The sequence below is a fragment of the Microbacterium sp. Bi121 genome, from assembly GCF_918698005.1.
Taxonomy (GTDB): domain Bacteria; phylum Actinomycetota; class Actinomycetes; order Actinomycetales; family Microbacteriaceae; genus Microbacterium.
Map to the genome: position 1 here is coordinate 238,194 of NZ_CAKKLJ010000001.1, position 22,667 is coordinate 260,860.

At 67.8% G+C, this 22,667-nt stretch carries 27 protein-coding genes; 5 read left to right on the forward strand and 22 right to left on the reverse strand.

Annotated elements, in window-relative coordinates; genetic code table 11:
• Nucleotide 1: 1 nt before the first annotated feature.
• From tatC to LQZ87_RS01215, 5 genes are all read right to left on the reverse strand, one after another.
• Nucleotides 2-778 carry a twin-arginine translocase subunit TatC gene (gene tatC / locus LQZ87_RS01195; protein ID WP_230101613.1) on the reverse strand — a complete coding sequence of 259 codons (777 nt, stop codon included), beginning with the start codon at nt 776-778 and terminating at the stop codon, nt 2-4.
• On the reverse strand, nt 775-990 hold the full coding sequence (tatA, locus tag LQZ87_RS01200; protein ID WP_230101614.1) for a twin-arginine translocase TatA/TatE family subunit: 216 nt from the start codon (nt 988-990) through the stop codon (nt 775-777). Before tatA ends, tatC begins: the two co-directional genes overlap by 4 nt.
• Before the next feature lie 31 nt (nt 991-1,021).
• Complete coding sequence (locus LQZ87_RS01205; protein WP_230101615.1) at nt 1,022-2,020, reverse strand: intradiol ring-cleavage dioxygenase; 999 nt, start codon at nt 2,018-2,020, stop codon at nt 1,022-1,024.
• Nucleotides 2,021-2,146: 126 nt separating this feature from the next.
• Nucleotides 2,147-3,325, reverse strand: coding sequence for a glycosyltransferase (locus tag LQZ87_RS01210; RefSeq protein WP_230101922.1), 1,179 nt, complete (start codon nt 3,323-3,325; stop codon nt 2,147-2,149).
• A gap of 100 nt (nt 3,326-3,425) precedes the next feature.
• Nucleotides 3,426-3,827: an SIP domain-containing protein gene (locus LQZ87_RS01215; RefSeq protein ID WP_230101616.1), complete on the reverse strand. Its 402-nt coding sequence runs from the start codon at nt 3,825-3,827 to the stop codon at nt 3,426-3,428.
• Between the two features lie 73 nt (nt 3,828-3,900).
• Here LQZ87_RS01215 and LQZ87_RS01220 point away from each other — a divergent pair, with 73 nt between their 5' ends.
• The 3 genes from LQZ87_RS01220 to LQZ87_RS01230 are packed head-to-tail and all read left to right on the forward strand — an operon-like array spanning nt 3,901 to nt 7,437.
• Nucleotides 3,901-4,164, forward strand: a complete 264-nt coding sequence (locus tag LQZ87_RS01220) for a glutaredoxin family protein (protein WP_230101617.1) — start codon at nt 3,901-3,903, stop codon at nt 4,162-4,164.
• 45 nt (nt 4,165-4,209) lie between these two features.
• Nucleotides 4,210-5,637, forward strand: coding sequence for an MFS transporter (locus tag LQZ87_RS01225; RefSeq protein ID WP_230101618.1), 1,428 nt, complete (start codon nt 4,210-4,212; stop codon nt 5,635-5,637).
• Between the two features lie 42 nt (nt 5,638-5,679).
• Complete coding sequence (locus LQZ87_RS01230) at nt 5,680-7,437, forward strand: aldehyde dehydrogenase family protein (RefSeq protein ID WP_230101619.1); 1,758 nt, start codon at nt 5,680-5,682, stop codon at nt 7,435-7,437.
• A gap of 2 nt (nt 7,438-7,439) precedes the next feature.
• On the opposite strand, the gene pip is transcribed toward LQZ87_RS01230, so the two are convergent.
• Complete coding sequence (gene pip, locus LQZ87_RS01235) at nt 7,440-8,405, reverse strand: prolyl aminopeptidase (RefSeq protein ID WP_230101620.1); 966 nt, start codon at nt 8,403-8,405, stop codon at nt 7,440-7,442.
• Nucleotides 8,406-8,522: 117 nt separating this feature from the next.
• Complete coding sequence (locus LQZ87_RS01240) at nt 8,523-9,392, reverse strand: neutral zinc metallopeptidase (RefSeq protein ID WP_230101621.1); 870 nt, start codon at nt 9,390-9,392, stop codon at nt 8,523-8,525.
• 45 nt (nt 9,393-9,437) lie between these two features.
• Between LQZ87_RS01240 and LQZ87_RS01245 the strand changes: the two genes are divergently transcribed.
• A complete protein-coding gene (locus LQZ87_RS01245) occupies nt 9,438-10,427 on the forward strand; it encodes a malate dehydrogenase (RefSeq protein WP_230101622.1) in 990 nt (329 codons plus the stop codon).
• Between the two features lie 41 nt (nt 10,428-10,468).
• Nucleotides 10,469-10,915, forward strand: coding sequence for a dehydrogenase (locus LQZ87_RS01250; protein WP_230101623.1), 447 nt, complete (start codon nt 10,469-10,471; stop codon nt 10,913-10,915).
• Nucleotides 10,916-10,921: 6 nt separating this feature from the next.
• Here the strand turns inward: LQZ87_RS01250 and LQZ87_RS01255 are convergent, their stop codons facing one another.
• From LQZ87_RS01255 to LQZ87_RS01325, 15 genes are all read right to left on the reverse strand, one after another.
• A complete protein-coding gene (locus LQZ87_RS01255; RefSeq protein WP_230101624.1) occupies nt 10,922-11,617 on the reverse strand; it encodes a hypothetical protein in 696 nt (231 codons plus the stop codon).
• Between the two features lie 15 nt (nt 11,618-11,632).
• Nucleotides 11,633-13,297, reverse strand: a complete 1,665-nt coding sequence (locus tag LQZ87_RS01260; protein ID WP_230101625.1) for an alpha/beta hydrolase — start codon at nt 13,295-13,297, stop codon at nt 11,633-11,635.
• The gene (locus tag LQZ87_RS01265) at nt 13,294-13,587 is read right to left on the reverse strand and encodes a hypothetical protein (RefSeq protein WP_230101626.1); all 294 of its coding nucleotides are present in this window, start codon (nt 13,585-13,587) and stop codon (nt 13,294-13,296) included. The genes LQZ87_RS01260 and LQZ87_RS01265 overlap by 4 nt, the downstream gene beginning before the upstream one ends.
• 113 nt (nt 13,588-13,700) lie before the next feature.
• On the reverse strand, nt 13,701-14,411 hold the full coding sequence (locus tag LQZ87_RS01270) for a hypothetical protein (protein ID WP_230101923.1): 711 nt from the start codon (nt 14,409-14,411) through the stop codon (nt 13,701-13,703).
• 157 nt (nt 14,412-14,568) lie between these two features.
• Nucleotides 14,569-14,958 carry a hypothetical protein gene (locus LQZ87_RS01275; protein ID WP_230101627.1) on the reverse strand — a complete coding sequence of 130 codons (390 nt, stop codon included), beginning with the start codon at nt 14,956-14,958 and terminating at the stop codon, nt 14,569-14,571.
• A gap of 20 nt (nt 14,959-14,978) precedes the next feature.
• Nucleotides 14,979-15,599, reverse strand: a complete 621-nt coding sequence (locus tag LQZ87_RS01280; RefSeq protein WP_230101628.1) for a DNA/RNA non-specific endonuclease — start codon at nt 15,597-15,599, stop codon at nt 14,979-14,981.
• Nucleotides 15,599-16,270: a hypothetical protein gene (locus LQZ87_RS01285; protein WP_230101924.1), complete on the reverse strand. Its 672-nt coding sequence runs from the start codon at nt 16,268-16,270 to the stop codon at nt 15,599-15,601. Before LQZ87_RS01285 ends, LQZ87_RS01280 begins: the two co-directional genes overlap by 1 nt.
• Nucleotides 16,271-16,394: 124 nt before the next feature.
• Entirely contained in the window at nt 16,395-17,027 is a 633-nt protein-coding gene (locus tag LQZ87_RS01290; RefSeq protein ID WP_230101629.1) for a hypothetical protein, read from the reverse strand.
• Between the two features lie 2 nt (nt 17,028-17,029).
• Nucleotides 17,030-17,731 carry a hypothetical protein gene (locus LQZ87_RS01295; RefSeq protein WP_230101925.1) on the reverse strand — a complete coding sequence of 234 codons (702 nt, stop codon included), beginning with the start codon at nt 17,729-17,731 and terminating at the stop codon, nt 17,030-17,032.
• Between the two features lie 145 nt (nt 17,732-17,876).
• On the reverse strand, nt 17,877-18,755 hold the full coding sequence (locus LQZ87_RS01300) for a hypothetical protein (RefSeq protein ID WP_230101630.1): 879 nt from the start codon (nt 18,753-18,755) through the stop codon (nt 17,877-17,879).
• Nucleotides 18,756-18,833: 78 nt separating this feature from the next.
• Nucleotides 18,834-19,514, reverse strand: coding sequence for a hypothetical protein (locus LQZ87_RS01305; protein ID WP_230101631.1), 681 nt, complete (start codon nt 19,512-19,514; stop codon nt 18,834-18,836).
• The gene (locus tag LQZ87_RS01310; protein ID WP_230101632.1) at nt 19,514-20,215 is read right to left on the reverse strand and encodes a hypothetical protein; all 702 of its coding nucleotides are present in this window, start codon (nt 20,213-20,215) and stop codon (nt 19,514-19,516) included. Before LQZ87_RS01310 ends, LQZ87_RS01305 begins: the two co-directional genes overlap by 1 nt.
• Nucleotides 20,216-20,306: 91 nt before the next feature.
• Nucleotides 20,307-21,983 (reverse strand): hypothetical protein, encoded by a 1,677-nt coding sequence (locus LQZ87_RS01315; protein WP_230101633.1) that lies wholly within the window; start codon nt 21,981-21,983, stop codon nt 20,307-20,309.
• A 10-nt stretch (nt 21,984-21,993) separates the two neighbouring features.
• A complete protein-coding gene (locus LQZ87_RS01320) occupies nt 21,994-22,218 on the reverse strand; it encodes a hypothetical protein (protein WP_230101634.1) in 225 nt (74 codons plus the stop codon).
• Between the two features lie 100 nt (nt 22,219-22,318).
• Nucleotides 22,319-22,597, reverse strand: coding sequence for a WXG100 family type VII secretion target (locus tag LQZ87_RS01325; RefSeq protein ID WP_250646152.1), 279 nt, complete (start codon nt 22,595-22,597; stop codon nt 22,319-22,321).
• Nucleotides 22,598-22,667 lie beyond the last annotated feature (70 nt).

The window sequence follows — 22,667 nt, forward strand, 5'->3', positions numbered from 1 at the left end:
GTCACACCTCTTCGTCCAGCGCCCGCTCACGTCGTCGCATCGACCGCTCGCGCAGCCAGGCGACGGCCAGGGCCGCAGCGAACAGCAGCGCCATCGGCACTGCGATGAGGAACATGGAGAGTACATCCGCCGCGGGCGTCACCACGGCGCTGAACACGACGATCGCGACGAGGACGATCCGCCAGCTGCGTGCGATGGTCGCGGCGGGAAGAGCTCCGAGCATGTTCAGTGCCACCAGGAGCACGGGGAGGACGAAGGCGATGCCGGTCGCCACGACGATCTTGAGCACGAAGTCGACGTAGTCGGATGCCTGCAGCAACGTGCTGTCCTCGGCGTCGGCGAAACCCACCAGCAGTTCCACCATGCGCGGGAACAGCAGCGCCCCGGCCGCGCACCCCGCCGCGAACAGCGGCACGGCTGCGCCGAGGAACCCGAACACATGCTTCTTCTCACGGCCGGTGAGGCCGGGTGCGAGGTACGCGAAGACCTCGTACAGCCAGACCGGGCTCGACAGCACGATCCCGGCATAGAGCGCGACTTTCAGCCGCAGATCGAACGCGCCGGTGATGCTGTCGTAGTTCAGGCTCGCGTCTCGCGAGGCCGCGAGCTCCTCGATGGGAGCACGCAGGACGTCGAGCACCTGCGGTGCCGCGATGTACCCGAAGACGAGGGCGACGATGGCCGCGACCATCGCCCTGGCGGCCCGCCGCCGCGCCTCTCGCAGGTGCGAGGACAGCGGCATGGGAGCTGCGCGCGGAGCGACAGCCGCGGTGGTCACGTGTCAGCCCTTGCTTCGGATGCGACAGTGCGGGGTGCGACCGCGTCGACGGACTGCGCCGCCTCCGACTCGACGGTTCGGGCCTCCGCCTTGAGGATGCGCATGGACTGGCCGACGCTGCGGGCGAGGGCGGGCAGCTTGGCCGCCCCGAAGATGAGCAGGATGACGCCGAGGATGATCAGCGCATGCCATCCGGTGAGGTTCTGGAACATGATCGGTCTCTTCCTTGTCGAGGATGTGGGTTCAGGAGCCGGGGCGGTCGCCGGGCCCTCCGCCGTCGCCCGGTCCGTCGCCCGAGGGCGAGGAGCCGGCGGACGGCGTGGTGGTCGTGTCGATGCGCACTTGAAGCGTGGCCGTGTAGCCGTTGGTCGCATCGCCCGTGACGGTCGCCAGTTGCAGGGAGCCTGCGTCGTCGCCGAAGACGTTGTCGCTGTCGAGACTCACCCCGGCGAGGTTCTTCGTCGATCCGCTGTAGCGGGAGTCCGCGTAGACGGCACTGCAGACGTCCTCGGGCAGAGCGATCTGTGAGGTGGCGATGGTGTTCGCCGAGTCGCTGATGGAGCCCTCATCGGGGTACACCTCGAAGTGGATGTGCGGCCAGCGGCCCGAATAGCATCCGGGGAAGATCGAGGTGAACGACACCGAGCCGTCGGCATCCGCGATCTGGACGCCCCGCAGGTACGTGACGTCTTCGAGCCCCGACGAGTACATCGAGTACTCGCCGTCGGCGGTGCAGTGCCAGGCGTACACGGCGACGCCCGCGAAGGGTGCATCGCCGTTCGCCATGTCGAGCACCTCGAGCCGGAACGTGAGCGGGACGCCGTCGGCCGTCGCCGAGCCGTCGATGGACGAGCGGATGTCCTGTCGTACGATGCCCGACTCCTCCAGCACGTCCGGCCCGTTCGAGCCGTCGCCGGGGTACGGCCCCGCCGTCTCGTCGGGGATCTCGCCACCCGCAGTCGCGGTGGCGGATCCGCCGTCGGATGATCCGGAGGTCTCGCCGCCACTGGTTCCGGAGCCTCCGGTACTCGTGCCGTCGGAGCTCGTGGCCGGTGCGCAGGCGGCGAGGACGGCGGCACCGACGCCGAGCGCGGCGATGCTGATGACGCCGCGGCGGGTGAAGAGCGTGCCGATGTCGAACGGCGCGCCCTGGTCGACGACCTCCTCCTCGGGTCGGTCGAGCAGGCGGCCCTCGTACGCGGGACCGTCGGGGGTGATCTGGGGTTCGGGAATGCGGCTCATGCTCTGGCCCTTCGGTCGATCTGGTTCGGTGGTGAACCCAGAATGACCGGCGGGTTCGAGTGGAACCTGTGCCTACTCGATGGCGTTGCTGTCGAGCAGCTATCGACTCTCTATGACCGTCGACACTCAGAGCTCGCCCGGCCGCATCGCCTCGGCGTCGATCGCACGGATGATGCGCCCGGCCGTCGTATCCGCCTTCGGTTCGGCAGCATCCCGCACACCTGCGCGCCGTCGATCACCGCGCGGGGCGTAGACGAACAGCGAATGGAACAGGAACCGTGCGAAGAACGCGACCACGAGCGAGATGGCCGTCGCGAGCACACTCGAGATGTGCCAGCTCTCCACCATGAGCACCATGATCGGGATGCGCAGGGCGGCCTCGACGTTGTTGAACGTGAAGGAGGCCGCGAACCGCGCCCAGACCCCCCGGGCATCCCGACGCATGTCGCCGAAGACGAACCGCTCCTGCAGCAGGAAGTTCCCGATGATCGTGACCTCGGCGCCGATGATCGCCGCCCACACGTACGGCATCCCGGCGGTCGTCAGCAGCCACATGATGCCGAGGTTCGCCAGGGCGCCGATCGCGCCGATCAGTGCGAACAGCGACATCTTGCCGAATCGCAGCCGGGTGAGGTGGGCGATGAAGGTCGCCCCCTGCCGCAGCGACGCCTTCGAGGTGCCGCTGCGACGCTCGGAGAACTCCATCGGCACCTCGGCGATCCGGATGTCGGTGCGGGCGAGGATCTCGAGCAGGATCTTGAACCCCTGCGGGCGCAGCGCCGCGAGGTCGAGACGGGTGCGGTCGACGAGGAAGAAGCCGGTCATCGGGTCGGTGGCCCCCGCGAGGCGCCGAGGGAACATGGCCTTGGTCAGCCAGGTCGACCCGCGCGAGACGCCGAACCGCAGCGTGGTTCCGAGGCCGGCCGAGTCGCCGCCGCCGACATAGCGGGATGCCGCGACGACATCCGCGTCGCCCTGCGCGAAGCGGTCGAGCATGGCAGGGATGAGTTCGGGCGGATGCTGCAGATCGCCGTCCATGACCACGCAGATGTCTCCCTGGGCCGCCGCGAGCCCGACGACCACGGCTCCCCCGAGACCACCGGTGTTCGCCGTGCGGTGGATGGCTCGCACGGGCAGCGTCGCTCCGACCGCGACGCGCTCGACCTCGGCTGCCGTGTCATCGGCGCTGTCATCCACGAAGAGGATCTCGGCATCGCGTCCGGCGAGCGCGGCGGCGGTGCGCTCGACGAGCTCGGCGACGTTGCCCCGCTCGTTGAAGGTGGGGACGATGACCGTGACGGCGATGCCCACGTGCGTCCCCTTCCGTACACGCTGAAATGACGGCATCCATCGTCCCATGCTCAGCTGTGTTCACGCGCGCCGGATCCCGGCGATACGGGACGGATCAGGAAGGCGGGCCGTGCACGCCGAGGAGGCTGCGCGCCGACTGGGCGACACGGGGCGGGGTATGGGCGCCGAGCCAGACCGTCCATTGCACGTGGGGTTCGGCGCACGCCCACTCCAGGCACCACGCATGGACGGCCAGCCCCAGACGCTCGCCTCGCACACGCGCCTGAACACCATCCCCTCGGAAGAGCCACCGCACCGACACCCCGTCCGGAGCATCGATGCGGCACATCTGGATCGGCGCCACCGCCTCGAGGAGCACCGTGCCCATCGCATCCCACGGCAGTTGCCGGCACACCTCGATGATCGCGGGAACGTCACGCGCATCACCCGCGATGAGCACGGGGCCATCGAGGTCGGGCCAATCCGGATCGTGCAGATGTTCAAACGCAGAGGTCACGATTCCACTATAGGTAAGGCTTACCTTACTAAGCAACGGAGCCCGTCCAGCTGGGGACGAATATCCTGGATGCATGACTTCAACCGCTCCCGACACCATCACGATGTTCGGCGCCGACTGGTGCCGCGACTGCCTCCGCACGAAGAAGCAGCTGGACGAACTCGGCATCGAGTACACCTACATCAACCTCGTCGAGGAGCCGGCCGCCGCCGATGTGGCGAAGGAGATCTCGGGCCGCACGAACATCCCCGTCGTGGTCTACCCGGATGCCACCCACCACGTGGAGCCGTCGAACGACGACGTCGCCGCGAAGCTGCGCGAGCTGTCGCTGATCTGACGTCCAGTCCCCGAGCCCATCGCTGGACGCCGATACACTGGCGCGATGAGCAACGGTGCTCGACCCGAACGAGCCTCTTCCCGCCTGCCGGCGCGCACGATCGTCACGTATGCGGTCGGCTCCGTCGGCACCGGCGGGTACGCAACCCTCCCCGGTCTCGTCCTCACCTACTACCTCACGGACAATCTCGGCGTCGCGGCCCTCGCCGCCGGGCTGATCGTCACCGCCGCGAAGGTGTGGGACGTCATCATCGACCCGCTGATCGGCACCGCATCGGACCGGCAGCTGGCCCGCACCGGATCGCGTCGCGGGTTCATGGTGATCGGCGCCCTGACGCTGCCGGTCTTCTTCGCGTCGACGTTCGCCGTGCCGCCGTCCTGGGGGCCTGCGGCGAGCGCGATCTGCGTTCTGCTCGCGTTCCTCGGCACCGCCACGGCGTTCAGCCTGTTCCAGGTGCCGTACGTCGCGCTGCCGGCAGAGCTCACCGGCGGCTACGACGAGCGGACGCGGTTGCTCGGATGGCGTGTCGTCGTTCTGACCGCAGCGATCCTGCTGTTCGGCGCCGGCGGGCCGATGCTGCGCCGCGCGACAGGAGAGCAGGTCAGCGGATACCTGCTGATGGGCGTGGTCGCCGGCGTCGCGATCGGAGTCGGGATGCTGATCGCCAGCCGCACCGCACGCTCGACCGTCCGCCGGATCGGCGAGCCCTCCCCCGCCGTCGACGGCCCCCGCGGGCTGAGGGCGGAGTATCTCTCCGGATTCCGTGCGCTGCGGCGCAGCGCGCCGTTCCGCGCCCTGCTCGGCACCTTCGTGCTGCAGGCCCTCGCCACCGGAACGATGCTCGCCGGCGCTCAATACGTCGCACGCTGGGTGCTCGGCGACGAGGCCGCAGTGGAGATCCTCTTCGTCGCACTCGTCGGCCCCGCCCTGATCGCCACTCCGGCATGGACGGCGATCTCGAAGCGCGTCGGCAAGGAGCGGGCATTCCTCGGCGCCAGCATCCTGTTCCTGCTCGCATCGGCGAGCATCACGCTCGCCGTGTGGGAACCCGGAGCCTGGCTCTACGCGGCCGTCGCCGTCGCCGGGGTCGCCTATGCCGGACTGCAGTCCCTGCCGATGGCGATGCTGCCGGATGTCATCTCGCACGACGCACGCGTGGGCGGCGGCGATCCGGACCGGCACGGCCGGGCCGGGACCTTCACCGGCATCTGGACCGCCGGCGAGACCGTCGGCTTCGCGCTCGGCGCGACGGCGGTGTCCCTCGTGCTGGCTGCGACCGGCTATGTGTCGACAGTCGCCGGTGTGGAGACCACGTCCACCATCGAGACAGTGCAGCCCGACGCCGCTGTCACCGGCATCGTGCTGAGCTTCAGCATCCTGCCGGCCGTTCTCATGGCGCTCAGCATCCTGCCCCTGTCTCGATACCGCCTGCGCCGCAGTGACATCGATGCGATGCCCGAGCACGCCGCATAGGCTGGACGCACCCGTGAGCGTGCTTCACATGAGGAGATGCCGATGACGTCAGCTGCCACCACGACCGCGACCTCCACCCCCTCCGGTCTCGACGACGATCGGCGCGCGAGCCTGGATGCCGCGATCGACGACCTCGACGCCGGGGCTCGCACCTGGTCGGCGCTCAGCGTCGGGCAGCGCGCGACGCTTCTGCGCGCGGTGCGCACTGCGGTCGCGGCGACCGCCGAGGAGTGGGCGCACACGGCGGCGGCATCCAAGGGCCTGAACGGCAGCCATCCGCTCCGCGGCGAGGAGTGGCTGGCTGGGCCGTACAGCGTCCTCGGCGCGCTGGACGCGTACGTCGAGACGCTCTCGCGCCTGGCCGACGGGCGCAATCCGCTCGAGGGCATCCGGATCGACAGGGCACCTGGCGGGCGCGCACGCGTGCACGCGTTCCCGCTGACCGGGCTCGACAAGGCGCTCCTGTCCGGCTTCACCGGTGAGGTGTGGCTCGAGCCGGGAACCACCCCGCGGATCGCCCGCGCGACGGCCGGTCTCGGGCAGCGCACGCCAGCCGAGTCCGGCGGCATCGGCCTGGTGCTCGGCGCAGGCAACGTCACCTCGATCCCGGTGCTGGACGTGCTGTACGAACTGCTCGCGCACAATCGCACGGTGCTGCTGAAGGTCAACCCGACGCAGGATGCGCTCGTGGCGGTGTACGAGCACGCCTTCGCAGCGTTGATCGAGCCCGGATTCCTGCGCATCGTCCGCGGCGGCGGCGACGTTGGTGCGTACCTCACCGGCCACCAGCGACTCGTCCATGTGCACATCACCGGGTCTGCTGCGACGTTCGACGCGATCACCTGGGGCGCACCAGGGAGCGCGACCACCCGCAGACGACGCGAGAACCGGCCGCAGCTGTTGAAGCCGATCACCGCTGAGCTCGGCGGCGTCTCGCCGATCATCGTCGTCCCCGGCGAATGGACACAAGCCGACCTCACCTTCCAGGCCGAGCACATCGCGACGATGCGCCTGCAGAACTGCGGGCACAACTGCATCGCCGGCCAGGTCGTGATCATATCGTCCGATTGGGCGCAGGCCGATGAGTTCCGAGCCGCACTGCGTCGCGCCTACGCGAAGGCTCCGGAGCGCCCGATCTGGTATCCGCACTCCGACGACCGGATGCAGCAGGCGAACGACGACTACCCCGACGCCCTCGTGCTCGGCGACCGGCTGCTCGTCGAGATCGGCGAGGAGGAGGACCCCACGGCGCTGCAGAATACCGAGTACTTCGCGCCGGTGCTCGGCGTCATCGCGATCCCCGGCACCGGGCAGCAGTTCCTCGATGCCGCGGTCGCCCATGCGAACGACAAGTTGCAGGGGACGCTCGGCGCGAACCTGCTGATCGACCCGGCGACCCAGAGATCGCTGGGCACCGGGTTCGAGCGCGCTGTCGCTGAGCTGCGCTACGGGTCGATCGCGATCAACGCCTGGACCGCGTTCGGGTTCATCACGCCGACACTCACCTGGGGCGCTTTTCCCGGGAACACGCTGCAGGACGTCGGCAGCGGCATCGGCGTCGTCCACAACGCGCTGCTGCTCGACCGCGTCGAGCGCTCGGTGCTGCACGGACCGTTCCGGCCGTTCCCGCGGTCGCTCCCCGTCGTCAGCGGCGGCGGTCGATTCACGATCCTGCCGAAGCCGCCGTGGTTCGTGAGCGCACGGACCGGGGCTGTCGTCAGCGAGGGGCTCACCCGCTTCCGCGCGAACGGCGGCGTCGTGGGCCTGGCGAAGACGCTGCTGCAGGCGCTGCGCGCCTGAGCTCAGTCGTCGGCGAAGAGGTCGGTCGCGTCGCGGAGAGCCTGCTGGATCCCCGGCTCCGACGCGGCGTGCCCGGCGTCGTCGACCACGACGAACTCGGCCTCGGGCCAGGCCCTGTGCAGATCCCACGCCGTCATCATCGGCGTGCAGACGTCGTAGCGTCCCTGCACGATCACGGCGGGAATGTGGCGGATGGCGTCGACCCCCGCGATCAGCTGGCCCTCGGCCCACCAGCCGCGATTGACGAAGAAGTGGTTCTCGATGCGCGCGAAGGCCACGGCGGTGGCATCCTCGGTCATCCGCTCGATGGTGTCCTCGTCCGGCAGGAGCGTGATCGTCGATCCCTCCCACTTGGACCACGCCCGTGCGGCCGGGACATGCACGGCAGGGTCCTGGTCGAACAGCCGGCGGTGGTACGCGTCGATCATGCGATTGCGCTCGAGGACGGGGATGGGGGCGATGAACCCCTCCCAGAGATCGGGGAACAGCGCGCCGGCGCCACCCTCGTAGAACCATTCGAGCTCTTCACGGCGCAGGGTGAAGATGCCGCGCAGGACGAGCTCGGTCACCGCATCCGGGTGCGCCTGCGCGTACGCGAGGGCGAGCGCACTTCCCCAGGATCCGCCGAAGACCTGCCACTTCTCGATGCCGAGGTTCTTGCGCAGCAGTTCGATGTCGGCGATCAGGTGCGCCGTGGTGTTGAACCGCAGATCGGCGTCGGGGGCGCTGGCGTGCGGCGTGCTGCGTCCGCAGCCGCGCTGATCGAACAGCACGATGCGGTACTTCTCCGGGTCGAAGAAGCGCCGATGCCACGGCGCTGTTCCGCCGCCTGGACCACCGTGCAGGAAGACGACCGGCTTGCCCTCTGGGTTGCCGCTGACCTCCCAGGCGATGCGCTGGCCGTCGCCGACGAGCAGCATGCCGCGCTCGTGCGGTTCGATCGGCGGATACAGTGCATCCGTGTTCATGCTCTTCCCCCGGTGAATGCGAATCCCGCCTGGTCAGGCGGCCATCTCACCGTACCGTGCAGGTCCGCTGCATCCGCGCAACCACGGCGTTCAGAAGGCGACGAACGCGCCGTCCGGTCAGAGTCTGCTGCCGTCGACCGAGAAGGTGTCGCAGCTGCCCAAACCGTTCTGATACCCGCTCGCGAACCAGAACTGACGCTGTTCGCTCGACCCGTGCGTCCACGACTCGGGGTTGTTGAATCCGGCCTGCTCCTGGATATGGTCGTCGCCGACGGCGAACGCGGCGTTGAGGGCGTCTTCGATCTGCGCTTCGGTCGGCGTCTCGAGGTAGCGCTCGCCGTTGTCGTCGGTGAGCGTGGCCGCGTCCTTCAGCCAGGCACCCGCATAGCAGTCGGCCTGCAGCTCGGTGCGGACACTGTTGCTGTCGGGCCCGGAGCCGTTGTTCGGGTGATCGGCCATGATCCCCGTGATGTTCTGGATGTGATGGCCCCACTCGTGACCGACGATGTACAGCTGCGCGAGCTCGCCTGCCGAGGCGTCGAACTGCTGACGCATGATCTGGAAGAACGCCGGATCGATGTAGACGCTCTGCTCCGGCGGGCAGTAGAAGGGGCCGACCGAGTTGGATGCCGTGCCGCACTGCGTGGACGTCTGCCCGTCGAACACGTACAGCTGCGGTGGGATGTACCCGTCGACGTGCGTCTCCCAGTACTCGTCGAGCAGCACCTGCGCCCCGGCCATGCGGCACTCGTCCTGCGTGTTCGCGTCCTCGCCGGTCTGGCAGGACAGCACCGTGCTGCCGGCGCCGGGCTCGCCGCCGCTCGACTGGCCGTCGCCGACGAGACCGGTGAGGTCGACGCCGAGGAGCTGGCTGGCGATGAGCGCGACGATGCCGAGCAGGCCGACGCCTCCACCCGCGATCGCCGCTGTGCGACCGGGGCGACGCGTGCGGGTGCTGGAGATGTCCGCATCAGGGTTGAACGTCATGGGATGAGAGTACTCCGCGGATGCGCGCGGACGTAGGCTCGGCGTATGGCTACCACGATCACGATCACGGGTGCTGGCGGACAGATCGGATACGCGCTGCTGTTCCGCATCGCCGCCGGCGACATGCTCGGCCACGGCGAGAAGGTGCGGCTGCGGCTGCTCGAGATCCCGCAGGGACTCAAGGGCGCCGAGGGCGCGGCTCTCGAACTGCAGGACGGCGCGTTCGATCTGCTCGAGAGCGTCGAGGTGACCGATGACGCGGCGACCGGGTTCGACGGCTGCAACGTCGCCCTGCTGGTCGGCGCTCGGCCGCGGGGCCCGGGGATGGAACGAGGCGACCTCCTCGCCGCCAACGCCGGGATCTTCGGCCCGCAGGGGAGGGCGATCGCCGACCGTGCCGCCTCGGACGTGCGCGTGACGGTGGTGGGGAACCCCGCCAACACCAATGCGCTGATCGCCGCGGCATCCGCCGACGGAGTGCCGGCCGACCGATTCTCGGCCCTGACCCGCCTCGACGAGAACCGGGCGCGCGCGCAACTCGCCGCAGTTCTGGATGCTCCGGTCGCCAGCATCCGGCGCGTCCCGATCTGGGGCAATCACTCGGCGACCCAGTTCCCCGACGTGACCCACGCGACCGTCGAGGGGCGGCCCGTCCTCGACGCGCTCGCCGAGCGAGTAGGCGACGTGCGGACCTGGCTGGAAGGGACGTTCATCCCGCGGGTCGCGAAGCGGGGCGCGGAGATCATCGAGGTGCGCGGCTCGTCGTCGGTGGCATCCGCCGCGAACGCGACGATCGAGCACACGCGCGACTGGGTGGCCGGCACTTCCGATTGGACCAGTGCCGGCGTCGTCTCCCGCGGCGAATACGGCGTCCCCGAGGGGCTGGTGTCGTCCTTCCCCGTTCGATCGGTCGACGGTCAGTGGCAGATCGTCGAGGGCCTCGAGTTGGATGAGTGGGCCCGTGGGCGCATCGACGCGTCCGTGGCGGAGCTCGTGGACGAGCGCGACACGGTGCGCGCACTCGGGGTGCTCTGACGCCGCGGAATCAGGGCAGAATGGATCCTGGAGGTTCGGCGATGAGCGATGTGAACGAGACAGTGGATGCTGCACTGACGAGCCCGCTGCACCTTCCGCACGCGGCGGCGGAGTGTCCCAAGTGCCTGGCGAACGACGACCACGGCTGGTGGTCAGCACGCCCGGAGGGAACGCGCCTGGTCGGCCTGGTGGTGGCCCGTGACGGGATGCCGTCCGTCACCGAGCAGCGCGACGACCTCACCCGCTTCGGGGTGCCGATCGAGGGATTCCGGCACCCGGCCCCCGACATCCTCGAAAGCTGGGAGGACCGCGTCACCCGTCTGCTCGACACCCTCCAGCGCGGTGACGTAGTCGTCGTCGCGAACGTGCACGCGCTCGGACGCGACCGCGACGAGGAGACCCGCACCGCTGCGGCCCTCCGCAGCCGCGGCATCATGGTGAAGGTGCTCGGCCACCACGCACGGCACCTCGCCGACGCCGCGCGCTGAGCCGACTCAGGCGTCGTACGGCGCGACCGGGAGATCGGTGTCGGCCGGCTGCGGCGTCACCGGCGTGCCGTCCTCGTTGCGGTAGATCGGGCTGCCGTCCTGCGGGAAGTAGAACCGCGGTTGCCAGTCCGGCCCTTCGAACGCCGGGAACCGCTGCGCGGCACCCGTGTAGATAAGACCATCGAACACCATGTCGGACAGGTCACCCGCATCGCCGGGGAAGCATCCGGTTGTCGCCGATACCTCCACCAGGCCGCGCGCCGGCCGCACGGTCACCACGCCGCGACCGACCGTCGCGTCGGTGGCGATGACGTTGATCTCACGGTTCTCGCCCTCGCCGAGAACGGTCGTCGAGGGCTCCATCCCCGCGCTCTCGAAAGCGGATGAGGCGTCCGCTGCGACGGCATCCGCATCGACCCCGTCCATGGCGAGCGTGCGCACCCAGGAGAACGCGTACCCGCGGTCGGCGCCTCCGTCGATCCGGCAGGCGATCGGCGATGCGCCGTAGGACTCCACCGTCCACTCCCCCTCGTGGATCGCCATGATCACCGAGTGCATCACCGTCGCATACTCGACGTAACGTGCCTCGCCATCCCGGTACAGGGCGTCACCCGTCGGCGCCGCAGACCCGCAGCCCGTCATCACAACCGCCATTCCTGCGACCAGGGCCGCAATCACTCCGCCTCGGAATGCACCGCGCATCTGTCCACCGTCCGCTCAGAGGTCCACGAAAGCATACTCATCGCTGATCCACCAGTTGCCCTCGTCCCAGAAGCCGCGCTCGCTTCCCTCGCCGTCGCGCTCCGTACCCGGCTCGCCCGTCCGGACGATCTCAGCCACGTTGTAGAACGACTCGCTTCCTGGCTCGAGGTACGCGCCGGCGCCGAGCGCACCGTGCCCGGTGGCGGCAGGAAGCGGCCGCCCGTCGCTGTCAACGCCGCCGTCGCTGTCGAAAACGGTCACGTCGGTCAGCCGCTCGGGCGACACCGAGTGGCCGATGGCGGTTCCCCGCCCGATGCGGGCGACCGCGTCGTCCTCGGAAACGGTCGCGTAGACGCGAGGAGGGTCGCCGTCGGTGAGGTTCGCGATCACCGCGTCGTCGTTCGGGAAGCCGGCCGAGCCGACGGCGATGAGGCTGGTGACGCCGAGTCCGTCGGACGATGAACCGATCGCGAGAGCGGCGGTCGTGCTGCCGTAGGAGTGGGCGATCACGTTGATGTCGGCTGCCGGCGACAGCGCGCTCAGCCCTCGCAGGTAGGAGCCCAACGCGGCGGCGCCATCCTGCGCACGCCCCATGCCCGGCTCCTCGAGGAGGTTCGGGGTGTCGTATCCGAACCAGACCACGGTGGCCGTTCCATCGCCCGCAGCGCGGTTGAGCGCTCTGGCCGACTCGCCCCATGCATGCATGTCGCCGACGTTCCCGTTCATGCCGGGGACGAGCGTGTTGATCTCGGAAGCCGTCGCGAGGTCGCCGTGCGCGATCGCGGCGGTGACCTGTTCCGAGCCGTCGGGGTCGAACGAGATCAGGCTCGGGGGCGGAGATCCCTCCGTCTCGAGTGCCCGCCTGATGGCCTCGAGCTCCTCGCGCCTGTCGCCGTCCGGCTCTGTGGCGAGCATCGCGTCGAGACGACCACGGTTCAGCGTGCTCCGAACGTCGTAGGGGATGCCGTCGAGATTGCCGAGGAGGTCGGGATGCGCCGCGATCAACTCGGGATGCATCTCCGGATGCTCGTTCCACAGTGCGCGTACGTGGGCGGGGTCAGTGGTACCGATGAGACGCTCGAAGACGGCACGCGCCTCGGGAGTCATTCCGGCCGAGCCCGCGGAGGCGAGCGCGGCGAGCGCGGCGTCGTACGCAGACGACCACTGGGCGAAGTACTCCCCGTGCTCGGCGATGAGGCTCGACAGCCGCTGCCAGGCGAGGTCGCGGGTCTGGGCCGCCTCGGTCGCGTTGTTCTGCGTCAGCGCGGCGAGACCGTCCCACTCGCTGCCGACGGTCGACAGAGCGAGGGTCGCGGCGTCGTCGGCGGCTGCGCTGCTCTGCGCCCATTCGCCATGGGCGACCTCGATGTCGTCGATCAGAGCGTTCGCCGGTTGCGCGTACCGCTCGTATGCATCGGCGTACTCCTGCAGAACCATCCCGAGCAGCGTCGCCTCACTGATGTCTGCGGTGAGTGCGTCGAGCAGCGCCTCAGCGTCGCCGCGCGCCGAGGTCACCCGCACTCCCGCGCCCGGCAGGTTCTTCGCGAGCACTGCGGCTGTGTGCAGGTCGTCGAGGCGATCGGCGACCCGTGTCAGCTGCATGCCCCACCACGACATCGTCCCCGCGTCGCCCTCGATGCGCACAGGCACCGAGAGCCGGCCCGAACCCGCGCTCGTCACGGCGTCTCAGGTCCCGTCAACTCTTCATCGAGTTGCGTGAAACTGTCCGCTATGGCGCGCGTCGTCGCGGACAGCTCCGCCCCGGAGATCGCGCGCTTCAGCGCCTCCGTGTGCAATGCGCTCAGTCGTCGGTGCAGCTCCAAACGCAGAGTCGCCCGCGAGTCGGGGTTCTCGACGCCGGCATCCTCCGACTGCAGATCGGCCGCCTGCATCGTCAAGTCTCCGGTGGCAGTCTGAGCAGCTTGGGAGGCCGCCGTCAGCTCTGCGCGGAAGATCTCGACATCGGCCATGCTGCCCTCCCGTGATCACACACCGCTCACTGTCGCTCACAGACTAGGGCGGTCACGCACGCGCGGGCATGGGCATGAGTGCCCATGCCCGCAGCACAACCCAAACGTTCCGATCAGTCGTCCGCGTCGCTCTGACTCCGCAGCGCCTCGTCGTCGAGGAGCGGCAAATCGGCGCGCGTGACGACCTGCGACGTGACGGCGTACTCGACGAGACGGGCGCGTCGGTTGGTGGCGAGCTTGCCGGGCCCGCCGCGCAGGCCCTGCACTCCCATGCGGTCGAGCTTGTCGCACACGTTGTCGAGCTTGCGGTTGAACTTGCTCATGCTCCAGCCGAGGCGCTTCGCCGCATCGCTCGACGACGGCAGCTCGTTCATGCTGACGCCCTCCCGGCGCAGCATCGGTTCGGCGAGAGCGACGATCAGCTGCTTCTGCATGGTGGTGAAGCTCACGGGCATCACGGTCGTCTCGCCGCTCATCGACGCCTCGACCTGGCTGGAGACCTCGTAGGGCGCCTCTTCGGTGTGCAGGCTGAGCTCGTAGGTGACGGGTCCGGCTGTGAACACGATCACGTTGCGCTCGAACACGAGCGGCATGCGCGCACCGGGCGAGAGCCACGACTGCACGGCACCACCCGCACTGGATACCGTCGCCGCAAGGCGCACCCCGACGTTGGCCAGCCACCACAGCCCGTCATGATGCTGCAGCTCGAGGAAGTGCCGGTGCAGGTACGGGTTGTCGTCGATCTCGAGGTCGCCCTCGCGTCCGATGATGAACGGCCTGTCCGACGGCAGCTCGTGCCACTCCCCCGCGAACTCGAGGCGCAACGGTGGCGCAGCTTCCTTCGTCTTCGGCCTGTGGCCCTCTTCCACCGTCAAGGCAGGATTCAGCTCGGTCACGTGTCGACCCCCTCGGCGAATATCTTGCCACGGGGAGAGCCGGATGCGCGTCAAGCCCGGTTCGGGCGCAGGAGAGCGGAGGCCGTCAGTCGAACTTCGGTCGGAGTTCCTCGCGGAAAACCTTGCGGTTCCGCGGGGTCATCTTCCACCGCGTCTCATCGGTGTCCTCGAACGTCACGTTGTACTTCCCGTTGGTGCGGTCCAGTTGCACGAGCACCTGCACCGGCAACGCGTCTCCATCCTTGAAGTAGCTCGCCAGGTACGCGTCCACCGCCGGCTTGACCGCCCACGCGTCCGCCGCCACTGCGGAGATCGTGCCGTCCGGGGAGTACAGGTACCCGTGCGCCTCGTTGAATGCGCCTTCGGGGAACTCGAGGATCATGGACATCGACGCCCAGCCCTCCCGATCGATGTCCGGTCCGTCCAGGTTGTCCACCAGGGCGTGGAGAAGATCGGCGGTCACGTTCTCTGACACGAGGTTCCTTTCGACGGGGTTCAGCGGCGGTTGATGCGGTCGAACGTCTCGCCGGAGATGTTATCGAAGGACGGGCTGCGCGTCTCGAGAATCTCACCGGTCGAAGGATCTGACACCACGTACGCCACCTGAAACCTATCAGGCCGCACGGCGCCCGGAGGGTCGACGGAGATGCGGTAGTCGACCCGGCAGCCCTCTGCCGTCCAGTCCGCCCACTCGTTCTCCATCTTCTTCCACGCCCCGCGATTGAGGTTCGCGGCCTGTGGCACGATTCCCTCGTCGGGCGTGTCCCCGAAGAAGCGATGACCACCGAGATGACCGCCGTCATCGCCGTCCCGGCCGAGCTGCCCGATCGCGGTCGCGTTGTCGCCGCGGTCGCTGCTGCCGAAGTCGTCGAGGATGGTGCCGTTCTCCTGCACCGGCCGCCTGCTGTCGGGATCGAAGTGCGTCGTCTTCGAGTTCCTGCCACGCGTCGTGTCGATGCTGTCGAAGTTGTCGGTGTCGCGCACCTTCTTCACGACGCTGTCGAGATGCTCGTTGATCCGGTCGGTGAGCTGTGCGAGCCTGCGGTTGAGATCGCCACCGGCGTCGTCGACCGAGTTCTTCACCTTGCGCATGACCTCGCGTGCGGCCTTGCTCATCAGTCGTCTCCTCCGAAGTCGAGAGCGGAGAACTCCGTGAAGAAGTTCGATGTCAGCGTCGAGATGTCCGCGCCGTGAAGCTTCATCTCCGTCTGCGCATCCTCGAGCGCCTGCAGATCCGCGTAGAACTCATCTGTGTCGCCGACCGCGCTCTCCACCATCGGCGCATCCAGGATCGCGTCGATGACCGCCGGCAGCTGCTCGGCCATCGGCTCGATCACCATCGGCGCGAGCTGCTCGATCAACTGCTCCACCACGATGTCGACCGCAGCGTTCAGGAGCTTCTTCTTGATCAGGAGCATCGGCCCCGCGCCCATCGCGGTGATCGGATTCGTCAGCATTCCCACCAGGGCGATCATCGTCGTCGTGACATCGAAGATCACCTTCATCTTCAACCCGAGGATCACCTCGGCACCCACATCCATCGCCGTCGACGCGGGCGGCATGATGTCGATCAGCTTCTGCAGGTTCTGCGAACGATTGGTGTTCCAGGCGCTCAGCGTCGCGGGTCCGGTCTGCCCTCGCATCGCCGCACCCAGATCACCGTTGATCTTGCGGTCGACCGCCTGGACGACCGACTCCAGATCGGTCCCGAGATTGCGGACCAGAGTCGCGCCCTTGCGAACCTCATCCTCATCGATATCCGGCCAGTCGAATCCCAGCTTCTCCATCACCCAGACAAGCTCATTCGGCAACATCATTCCCACGGTGGCACCCCCTCCTGCACACGACTGTAGGCAACGATCACCGAGATGACGATGGGTACTGCTTCCCGGGTGGATCTGCCCGAAGGCTTCAGTCGCGCCCGGGGTGGTCGACCTTCACGCTGACGAAGCGCGAGTCCGGGATCTCCTCGATCTCCACGGTGGCGCCGTCGAGTGCTCCCGATTCCAGCCCGAATCGCGTCTCGAGGTCGCTCTGGCCGAGTCGGCTCAGGTCGCTCGCCTCGCTCGCCGGCGCGAGGAAGCGCATGTCGCCGTCCTGCCGGCCGTACTTGTCGGGGTCGTCCTGCCCGATGGCATCCTCGTAGAGCTCCTCGACGAGCTGACCCGGCACCTTCTTCGGTACGCCCTTGACCTCGTCGACGATGTCTCCGGGGATGTCGCGGATGCTCTTGCCCACCGACCGGCCAAGGTCCTGTACGAGGTTGTAGTCCGGCTCGGCGTGACGGGGCACGTGTCCATGTGTCTCGATGCCGCGGGAGACGTCGGTGAGGATGTCGTACTTCTTCGCGTGCGAAGTCGGCTTCTCAGCACGATGACGAGGCACGCTGGCCGCACCGCTGCGGTCCGTGCCGCGCACGCGATCGGCATCCGCACGATGCCGGCCGCCGCGCTTGCGGAAAGCTCCGGCGAAACCTGTCTTGAACTCGCGCCCCGCTCCGTCGACGGCATCGACGAGGTCCTTCATCAGCCTTTTCAGTTGCATGATCAGTCTCCTGAGATCTGCAGGTTGGCTAGGTCGGCGAGAAGGCGGTCGGTCAGGTCCTCGACGTCCGCGGCGTGCGCGTCCATGTCGTCGGCGGCCTGGTCGAGCGCCTGGAGGTCGGCGTAGAACTCGTCGACGTCGCCGATGTTGTCTTCCACCACCGGCGCCTCGAGCAGTCGGAGCACGAGCCCGGGCACCTGCTCGGCCAGCGGGTCGAGCGCCAGCGGCAGCACCTGGTTGATCACCTGCTCGAGAGTGGCCTCCATCGCCATCGAGAACAGCTTCTTACGGGCGAGGATCAGAAGGGCCGCTCCGCCGGCGCCGAACGGCCCGGCCGCGAGAAGGGGGACGAGCTGGGCGAGCGTGAGCGTGACCTCGACGATCACCTTGACCTTGAGCGCGAGGACGATGTCTGCGGCGATGTCGATGCCGGTCGACGCCGGGCCCAGGATATCGAGCAGCTGCTGGACGTTCCCGGAACGGTTGCGATTCCACGCGGCGACGTGGCCGGTGCCGATGTTCCCTCTCATCGACGCTGCGATGTCGCCGTTGATGCGGCGATCGGCCGCCTGGACGAGCGTCTCCATGTCGTCGCGATACGTGCGCACCAGCTGTGCGGCCTTCCGGACCTCGTCCTCATCGATATCGGGCCATTCCAGTCCGAGCTTGTCCATGACCCAGATCAGCTCGTTCGGCAGCATCATTCCCACGTCGGCACCTCCGTCAGCGACGCTACTGACAGCATCGTGCCGCACGCGATGGGGTGATCTCCCCATCAGGCGATGGCCTCATCCGCGCTGAGAGCACCTCGCACATCGTCGCGTCACGCCGGCTGGTTCCGTCGGAAAATCACGCCGCGTCGAGCCGGAGAGTCTCGGGTATGTAGTACCGGATGGGTGCCAGCTCCGTGCGGACCACGGCGCTCCCGGCCTGCTCGATGAACTGTGCGAAACCCATCACACCGATCTTTCCCTCGGCGCTGACGACGAACACGTTGTCGACAACCGGCAGCAACGCTGCGGTGCCGCTGAGCCAGGTGGCGAATGTCACGGTGACGCCCGACTCGAGTTTGTCGAGCTTCGGCTCGAGCACTCGCACGTCACCGGCGTTGAGCGCACCGGCCTGCTCTTTGTATCCGCGCACGCCGAACTCGCGTGTGATGCGACTGATCGCATCCGCCAGCGCCGGGAATCGATCGCGCCACGGGAAGGGGAACCATTGACCGTTCTTGTCCCCGACCGGGTGGATACTCGCCAGACGGCTTCCGTCTGCCAGCAGTTCGTCGGCCACGGTGAGAGCCTGCGCGAATCCGCGTTCGTCGTCCGTACCAGTGAGGATCATTCGTGTCTGAGCCAGCGGCACGATCGCCAGGTCGCCGATGACCGCCAGCGGCGCAGCGCGCGACGGATCGAGGAAGAGCGCCGCGACCTGCTGTTCGTCAGTGACCTCCATCACCTCACGGGCGTCACCGATCTCGAGCGGAGGCACCGAGTCGAACGCCGCCTTCAGCGCATCGGTGAACGGCACGTTCCACGCGTCTGCCTGTTCGACAGTCACGAATCCTTCGTCACCGTTCCGAAGACCGACGTAGAGCTCCGCGGCCACGAACTGGACCCGCGGCCTCTCCTCGGCCGGAATCGACAGCTCGAGGATGCCCAATTCAGTGGCGTCGAATACCTGCAGCCGCAGCCGCTCGCGCACAGCGGCGAAATCAGACGGTTCAGTCATGGTGTCATGCCTTTCAGAACGCTGGCACGCGGCGATGCCGCGCCGCCAGCCCTTTCAGAGTAGTCGTGCGCCCCGACATCACTTGAGCGGGATGTCATGGACGACCTGAGGGAGTCCGCTGTCGGCATGCACGGCCTCTGATACTCCCGTCGGGAGATGCCCGAACGGAAGCCAGCTGCTGTTCGCCCCGGTCTCGTTACCGCTCGGCATGTGCACATCGGCGGACGTGAGCGTCGGGAATTCCACGTGCACGAGCGGGGCCTGCAGGTCTCCCGGGTTCAACCCGAGCTGGGATTCGATGAGACTGATGTCGCCGTTCGCGTTGTCGAGAACGTGCTGAACCTGGTCGGTCGGCATGAGGAAGGTCTGGTTGTCGCCGTCGGATCGGAATGGACCATATGCGTCGTATCCCGACTTCGACTGGATGCGGGATCCGCCGTTGTCGAACTGGGCCAGATGTTCGCTGCGATAGCGCTCCGGCAGCATGCGGTCAGGATCAGGCAACGTCTCGCCGTTGGCCTTGCGATCGATGAGATCCTGTTGCGCGTTTCGATCGATGTTCCAGTTGCCTCGCCAGTCACGCTGGACCGGGCTCTTGTGCTTGGGCTCGTATTTGTCGATCCCCCTGACCCGCAACGCGAAGTCATCGACGTGACGGACGATGTTGTCCGCCAAGTGATGGAGGTTGTCCTTGGTCTTTCCCATACCGTTCAGGACAGCCTGCTTGAGCTCACGGATCACCGGCTTGATAGAACTCATCAGTCGTCCCCCCCGAAGTCCAGAGCGGAGAACTCCATGAAGAAATTCGACGTCAGCGTCGAGATATCCGCCCCGTGAATCTTCATTGCCGACTGGGCGTCCTCCAGAGCCTGCAGGTCCGCATAGAACTCGTCTGAGTCACCCGCAGCGGCCTCGACCATCGGAGCGTCCAGGATCGCGTCGATCACCGCGGGCAGCTGCTCCGACATCGGCTCGATCGCCATCGGCAGAAGCTGCTCGAGCAGTTGCTCCACGGCGATGTCCACCGCCGCGTTGAGCAGCTTCTTCTTGATGATGAGCATCGGGCCGGCACCGAGTGCGCTGATCGGATTCGTCAGCATCGCCACCAACGTGATCATCGTGGTGGTGACGTCGAAGATCACCTTCATCTTCAGCGCCAGAATCGCCTCAGCGCCGACATCCATCGCCGTCGCCGCCGGAGGCATGATGTCGATGAGCTTCTGCAGATTCGACGAACGGTTCGTGTTCCAGGCGCTCACCGTCGCCGGGCCGGTCTGCCCCCGCATCGCCGCCGCGAGATCGCCGTTCATCTTCCGGTCCACCGACTGCACCACAGACTCCAGATCCGTCCCGAGATTGCGCACGAGAACCGCGCCCTTGCGGACTTCGTCCTCATCGATATCGGGCCAATCGAACCCGAGCTTCTCCATGACCCAGATCAGCTCATTCGGCAACATCATTCCCACGGCACAACCTCCATTGAAGAGATTAGAGGCCCCGCGGATACCCTCGCGATGGGGAGAACACCCCACGGATCGACCTGAGGAGCACTCACGGCACGACCGCCCATTGGGCAGCATCCGACATCAACGGCGCCGTCGCCCCGCCACGAACCGAGACACCGGACAGGTTGCGGTCCGTGATCGTGACGACGGGGTTCGCAGCGATCGGCAGAGCGACCGCTGCGCGCACGATCGTCGCCTCGATCTGCGCATGGATCTCACGCGCCTCGTAGACATCCGTGGTCTGTGCGAACTGCGCGATCAGTTCATCCCGCGCGGGGTCGGTCTGCCCGGTGATCGACGCGGCACCCCCGGTGCTCCACTGAGCCGCGATATCCGCCGGCGACTGCGGGATCGGCACCCGCATGATCACCGCATCCCAGTCGCGCTTCTCGAGTGCTGCTTGCAGGTCGTCGCTGCCGCAGTCCGCAACGCGCCACCCTGCCTCCCCCGCGGCCGTCCGCAGCGCGCTGAAGGCGCCTCTCGCGAACTCGCTGCCCCGGTCGTAGAGCACGCACACGCGCGTGCCGGAGGGGAGGCCAGCCGCCGCCCGCTCCGCCACCGGATCAGCGTTGGTCGCGCCGAGCGTCTGGGCGAATCCGGAGTCCTCGTTGACGATGTCGTAGGCGCGCGAGTTCGGTATCGCGGTCATCGACGTGCTCGGGGCGTATGCGGTCGCCCACACCCCTGCACCGGCGTCCATGAGGTCGCGTGCCGGGGCGGAGTGCATGAACGACGTCCGCGCACGCACGTCGCTGAACACGCCGTTCGGCCGAAGGAGCATCGACCAGAGCGTGCCGTCGTTCGTCGTCTGCACGGTGAAGTCCTTGCGTTCGAGCTCGCGGATGGCATCGCGGTTCGCGGCGACCGGACGCACCTGAACGGCATCCACCTGCTCGCCGACAGCGGCGAGCGGATCCTCACCGGGCGGCGTCAGCTCGATGCGCGCGACCTGGGGGGTGACCGCTCCGCGGAACTCGGAGTTCGGGACGAGCTCGACTGCTCCGTCGGCATCCGCACCATCAGCGGCGACGACGAACGGTCCGCTCGAGAGGAGGAGTTCGCTGGCGACGGCGCCCTCGCCGATCTCGAACCCCTCGTTCCAGGCGGACCGCAACTTCTCGAGGGCGCTGTCATCGCCCGTGCGGATCGCGGTGATGACCGCCTGCTTGGCCTCCATCGGATCGTCGATGCCCAATGCGCGCTCGCCCAGCACATGGGCGGGCACCGGAACAGTCACGAAGCTCTGCCAGTCGCTCACCGGCTGCGCATAGGTCACGTCGATCGACCGTGCGAACTCATCCGCGACCGGGATCGGGACATCCGGGACCGATGCCTCATCGGGCAGGAAGTACCCCGCGGCTCCCGCCCAGCCCAGCAGCAGGTCCGCGGCATCGAGCGGGATGCTGTCCGACCACGCCGGCTCGGCGAGATCGTAGCGCACGGTGAACGGCTCCTCCTCGAGGATCGTCACGGTGCCGAAGCTCTCATCCGCGACGAAGTCGCCGTCGATCACGTCGCCGAAACGCGCTCGCGTCAGCGCGGCGATGTCGGTGTTGCCGCTCGTCGGGGATGCGGCCGCATTGGTCGAGGTCAACGACCCCGTCCACCCGACGACGACCTCCGTTCCGGGGATCACCGACTCCGGCATGGCCGGCGCGCAGGCCGTCAGCCCCGCGGCGAGCGCGAGCGCAGTCAGTGCCGCGACGCGGCGTCTCCCCCTCATTCCCCGGCCGTCACGCGTAGTCGGTGTCTTCGCCGCTCTCCTCGGCCATCGCCCGGAACGGTTCGCTCTCCTCGCTCTCGAGCCACGCCCGCGCGTGCTCGAGCAGCACCGCAGGCGAGTCCTCGGCCTCGGCGGCCGTGGCGAACGGGCCGATCGTGTCCTCGGAGGGGCGCTCGTCGGCGCGCACCACGGTCTGGGTCGACAGGTTGTACCAGTAGCTCTGCTGTCCGGTCATGATCCCGATTCTATTCGTAGCGTCTGCGCGGTCTGGGGGAACGACGAAGGCCGTGGAGTCAGTCCTGTCGAACTGGCCCCACGGCCTTCGGTGCGACCGATCAGAGCTGGTCGGTGTCGCGGATCTTGTCCGCCATCTGGTCCAGCGCCGTCGCCATGTCGTTGACGGCCTCGGTGGCGTCGTCCAGCGAGGTGGTCAGGTCGTTGTATGCGGTGGAGTACTGCTCCGACGCGTTCTCGGTCTTGAAGCCGTCCTGGACCAGGTCGTCGATGACTCCCTGGAGGTCCTTCAGCGCGTCACCGATCGACGTGCGTCCGTCGCGCAGACGCTGTGCCGCGTCTTCCATCTCGCTGTATGTTGCACCAAAGTCATGTGCCATGAGAACTGCCCTCCGCGTTCGTGGTATTCCGGCCGGTGTGGCCCTCGTCAGGCCCCTGCGGCCTCCTGAA

Coding starts and splice junctions, on each gene's coding strand:
- tatA (WP_230101614.1), bottom strand. CDS start 990: ATGTTCCAGAACCTCACCGGATGGCATGCGCTGATCATCCTCGGCGTC.
- LQZ87_RS01205 (WP_230101615.1), bottom strand. CDS start 2,020: ATGAGCCGCATTCCCGAACCCCAGATCACCCCCGACGGTCCCGCGTAC.
- LQZ87_RS01220 (WP_230101617.1), top strand. CDS start 3,901: ATGACTTCAACCGCTCCCGACACCATCACGATGTTCGGCGCCGACTGG.
- LQZ87_RS01225 (WP_230101618.1), top strand. CDS start 4,210: ATGAGCAACGGTGCTCGACCCGAACGAGCCTCTTCCCGCCTGCCGGCG.
- LQZ87_RS01230 (WP_230101619.1), top strand. CDS start 5,680: ATGACGTCAGCTGCCACCACGACCGCGACCTCCACCCCCTCCGGTCTC.
- pip (WP_230101620.1), bottom strand. CDS start 8,405: ATGAACACGGATGCACTGTATCCGCCGATCGAACCGCACGAGCGCGGC.
- LQZ87_RS01240 (WP_230101621.1), bottom strand. CDS start 9,392: ATGACGTTCAACCCTGATGCGGACATCTCCAGCACCCGCACGCGTCGC.
- LQZ87_RS01245 (WP_230101622.1), top strand. CDS start 9,438: ATGGCTACCACGATCACGATCACGGGTGCTGGCGGACAGATCGGATAC.
- LQZ87_RS01250 (WP_230101623.1), top strand. CDS start 10,469: ATGAGCGATGTGAACGAGACAGTGGATGCTGCACTGACGAGCCCGCTG.
- LQZ87_RS01255 (WP_230101624.1), bottom strand. CDS start 11,617: ATGCGCGGTGCATTCCGAGGCGGAGTGATTGCGGCCCTGGTCGCAGGA.
- LQZ87_RS01265 (WP_230101626.1), bottom strand. CDS start 13,587: ATGGCCGATGTCGAGATCTTCCGCGCAGAGCTGACGGCGGCCTCCCAA.
- LQZ87_RS01280 (WP_230101628.1), bottom strand. CDS start 15,599: ATGAGCAAGGCCGCACGCGAGGTCATGCGCAAGGTGAAGAACTCGGTC.
- LQZ87_RS01285 (WP_230101924.1), bottom strand. CDS start 16,270: ATGGAGAAGCTGGGATTCGACTGGCCGGATATCGATGAGGATGAGGTT.
- LQZ87_RS01290 (WP_230101629.1), bottom strand. CDS start 17,027: ATGCAACTGAAAAGGCTGATGAAGGACCTCGTCGATGCCGTCGACGGA.
- LQZ87_RS01295 (WP_230101925.1), bottom strand. CDS start 17,731: ATGATGCTGCCGAACGAGCTGATCTGGGTCATGGACAAGCTCGGACTG.
- LQZ87_RS01300 (WP_230101630.1), bottom strand. CDS start 18,755: ATGACTGAACCGTCTGATTTCGCCGCTGTGCGCGAGCGGCTGCGGCTG.
- LQZ87_RS01305 (WP_230101631.1), bottom strand. CDS start 19,514: ATGAGTTCTATCAAGCCGGTGATCCGTGAGCTCAAGCAGGCTGTCCTG.
- LQZ87_RS01310 (WP_230101632.1), bottom strand. CDS start 20,215: ATGATGTTGCCGAATGAGCTGATCTGGGTCATGGAGAAGCTCGGGTTC.
- LQZ87_RS01315 (WP_230101633.1), bottom strand. CDS start 21,983: ATGAGGGGGAGACGCCGCGTCGCGGCACTGACTGCGCTCGCGCTCGCC.
- LQZ87_RS01320 (WP_230101634.1), bottom strand. CDS start 22,218: ATGACCGGACAGCAGAGCTACTGGTACAACCTGTCGACCCAGACCGTG.
- LQZ87_RS01325 (WP_250646152.1), bottom strand. CDS start 22,597: ATGGCACATGACTTTGGTGCAACATACAGCGAGATGGAAGACGCGGCA.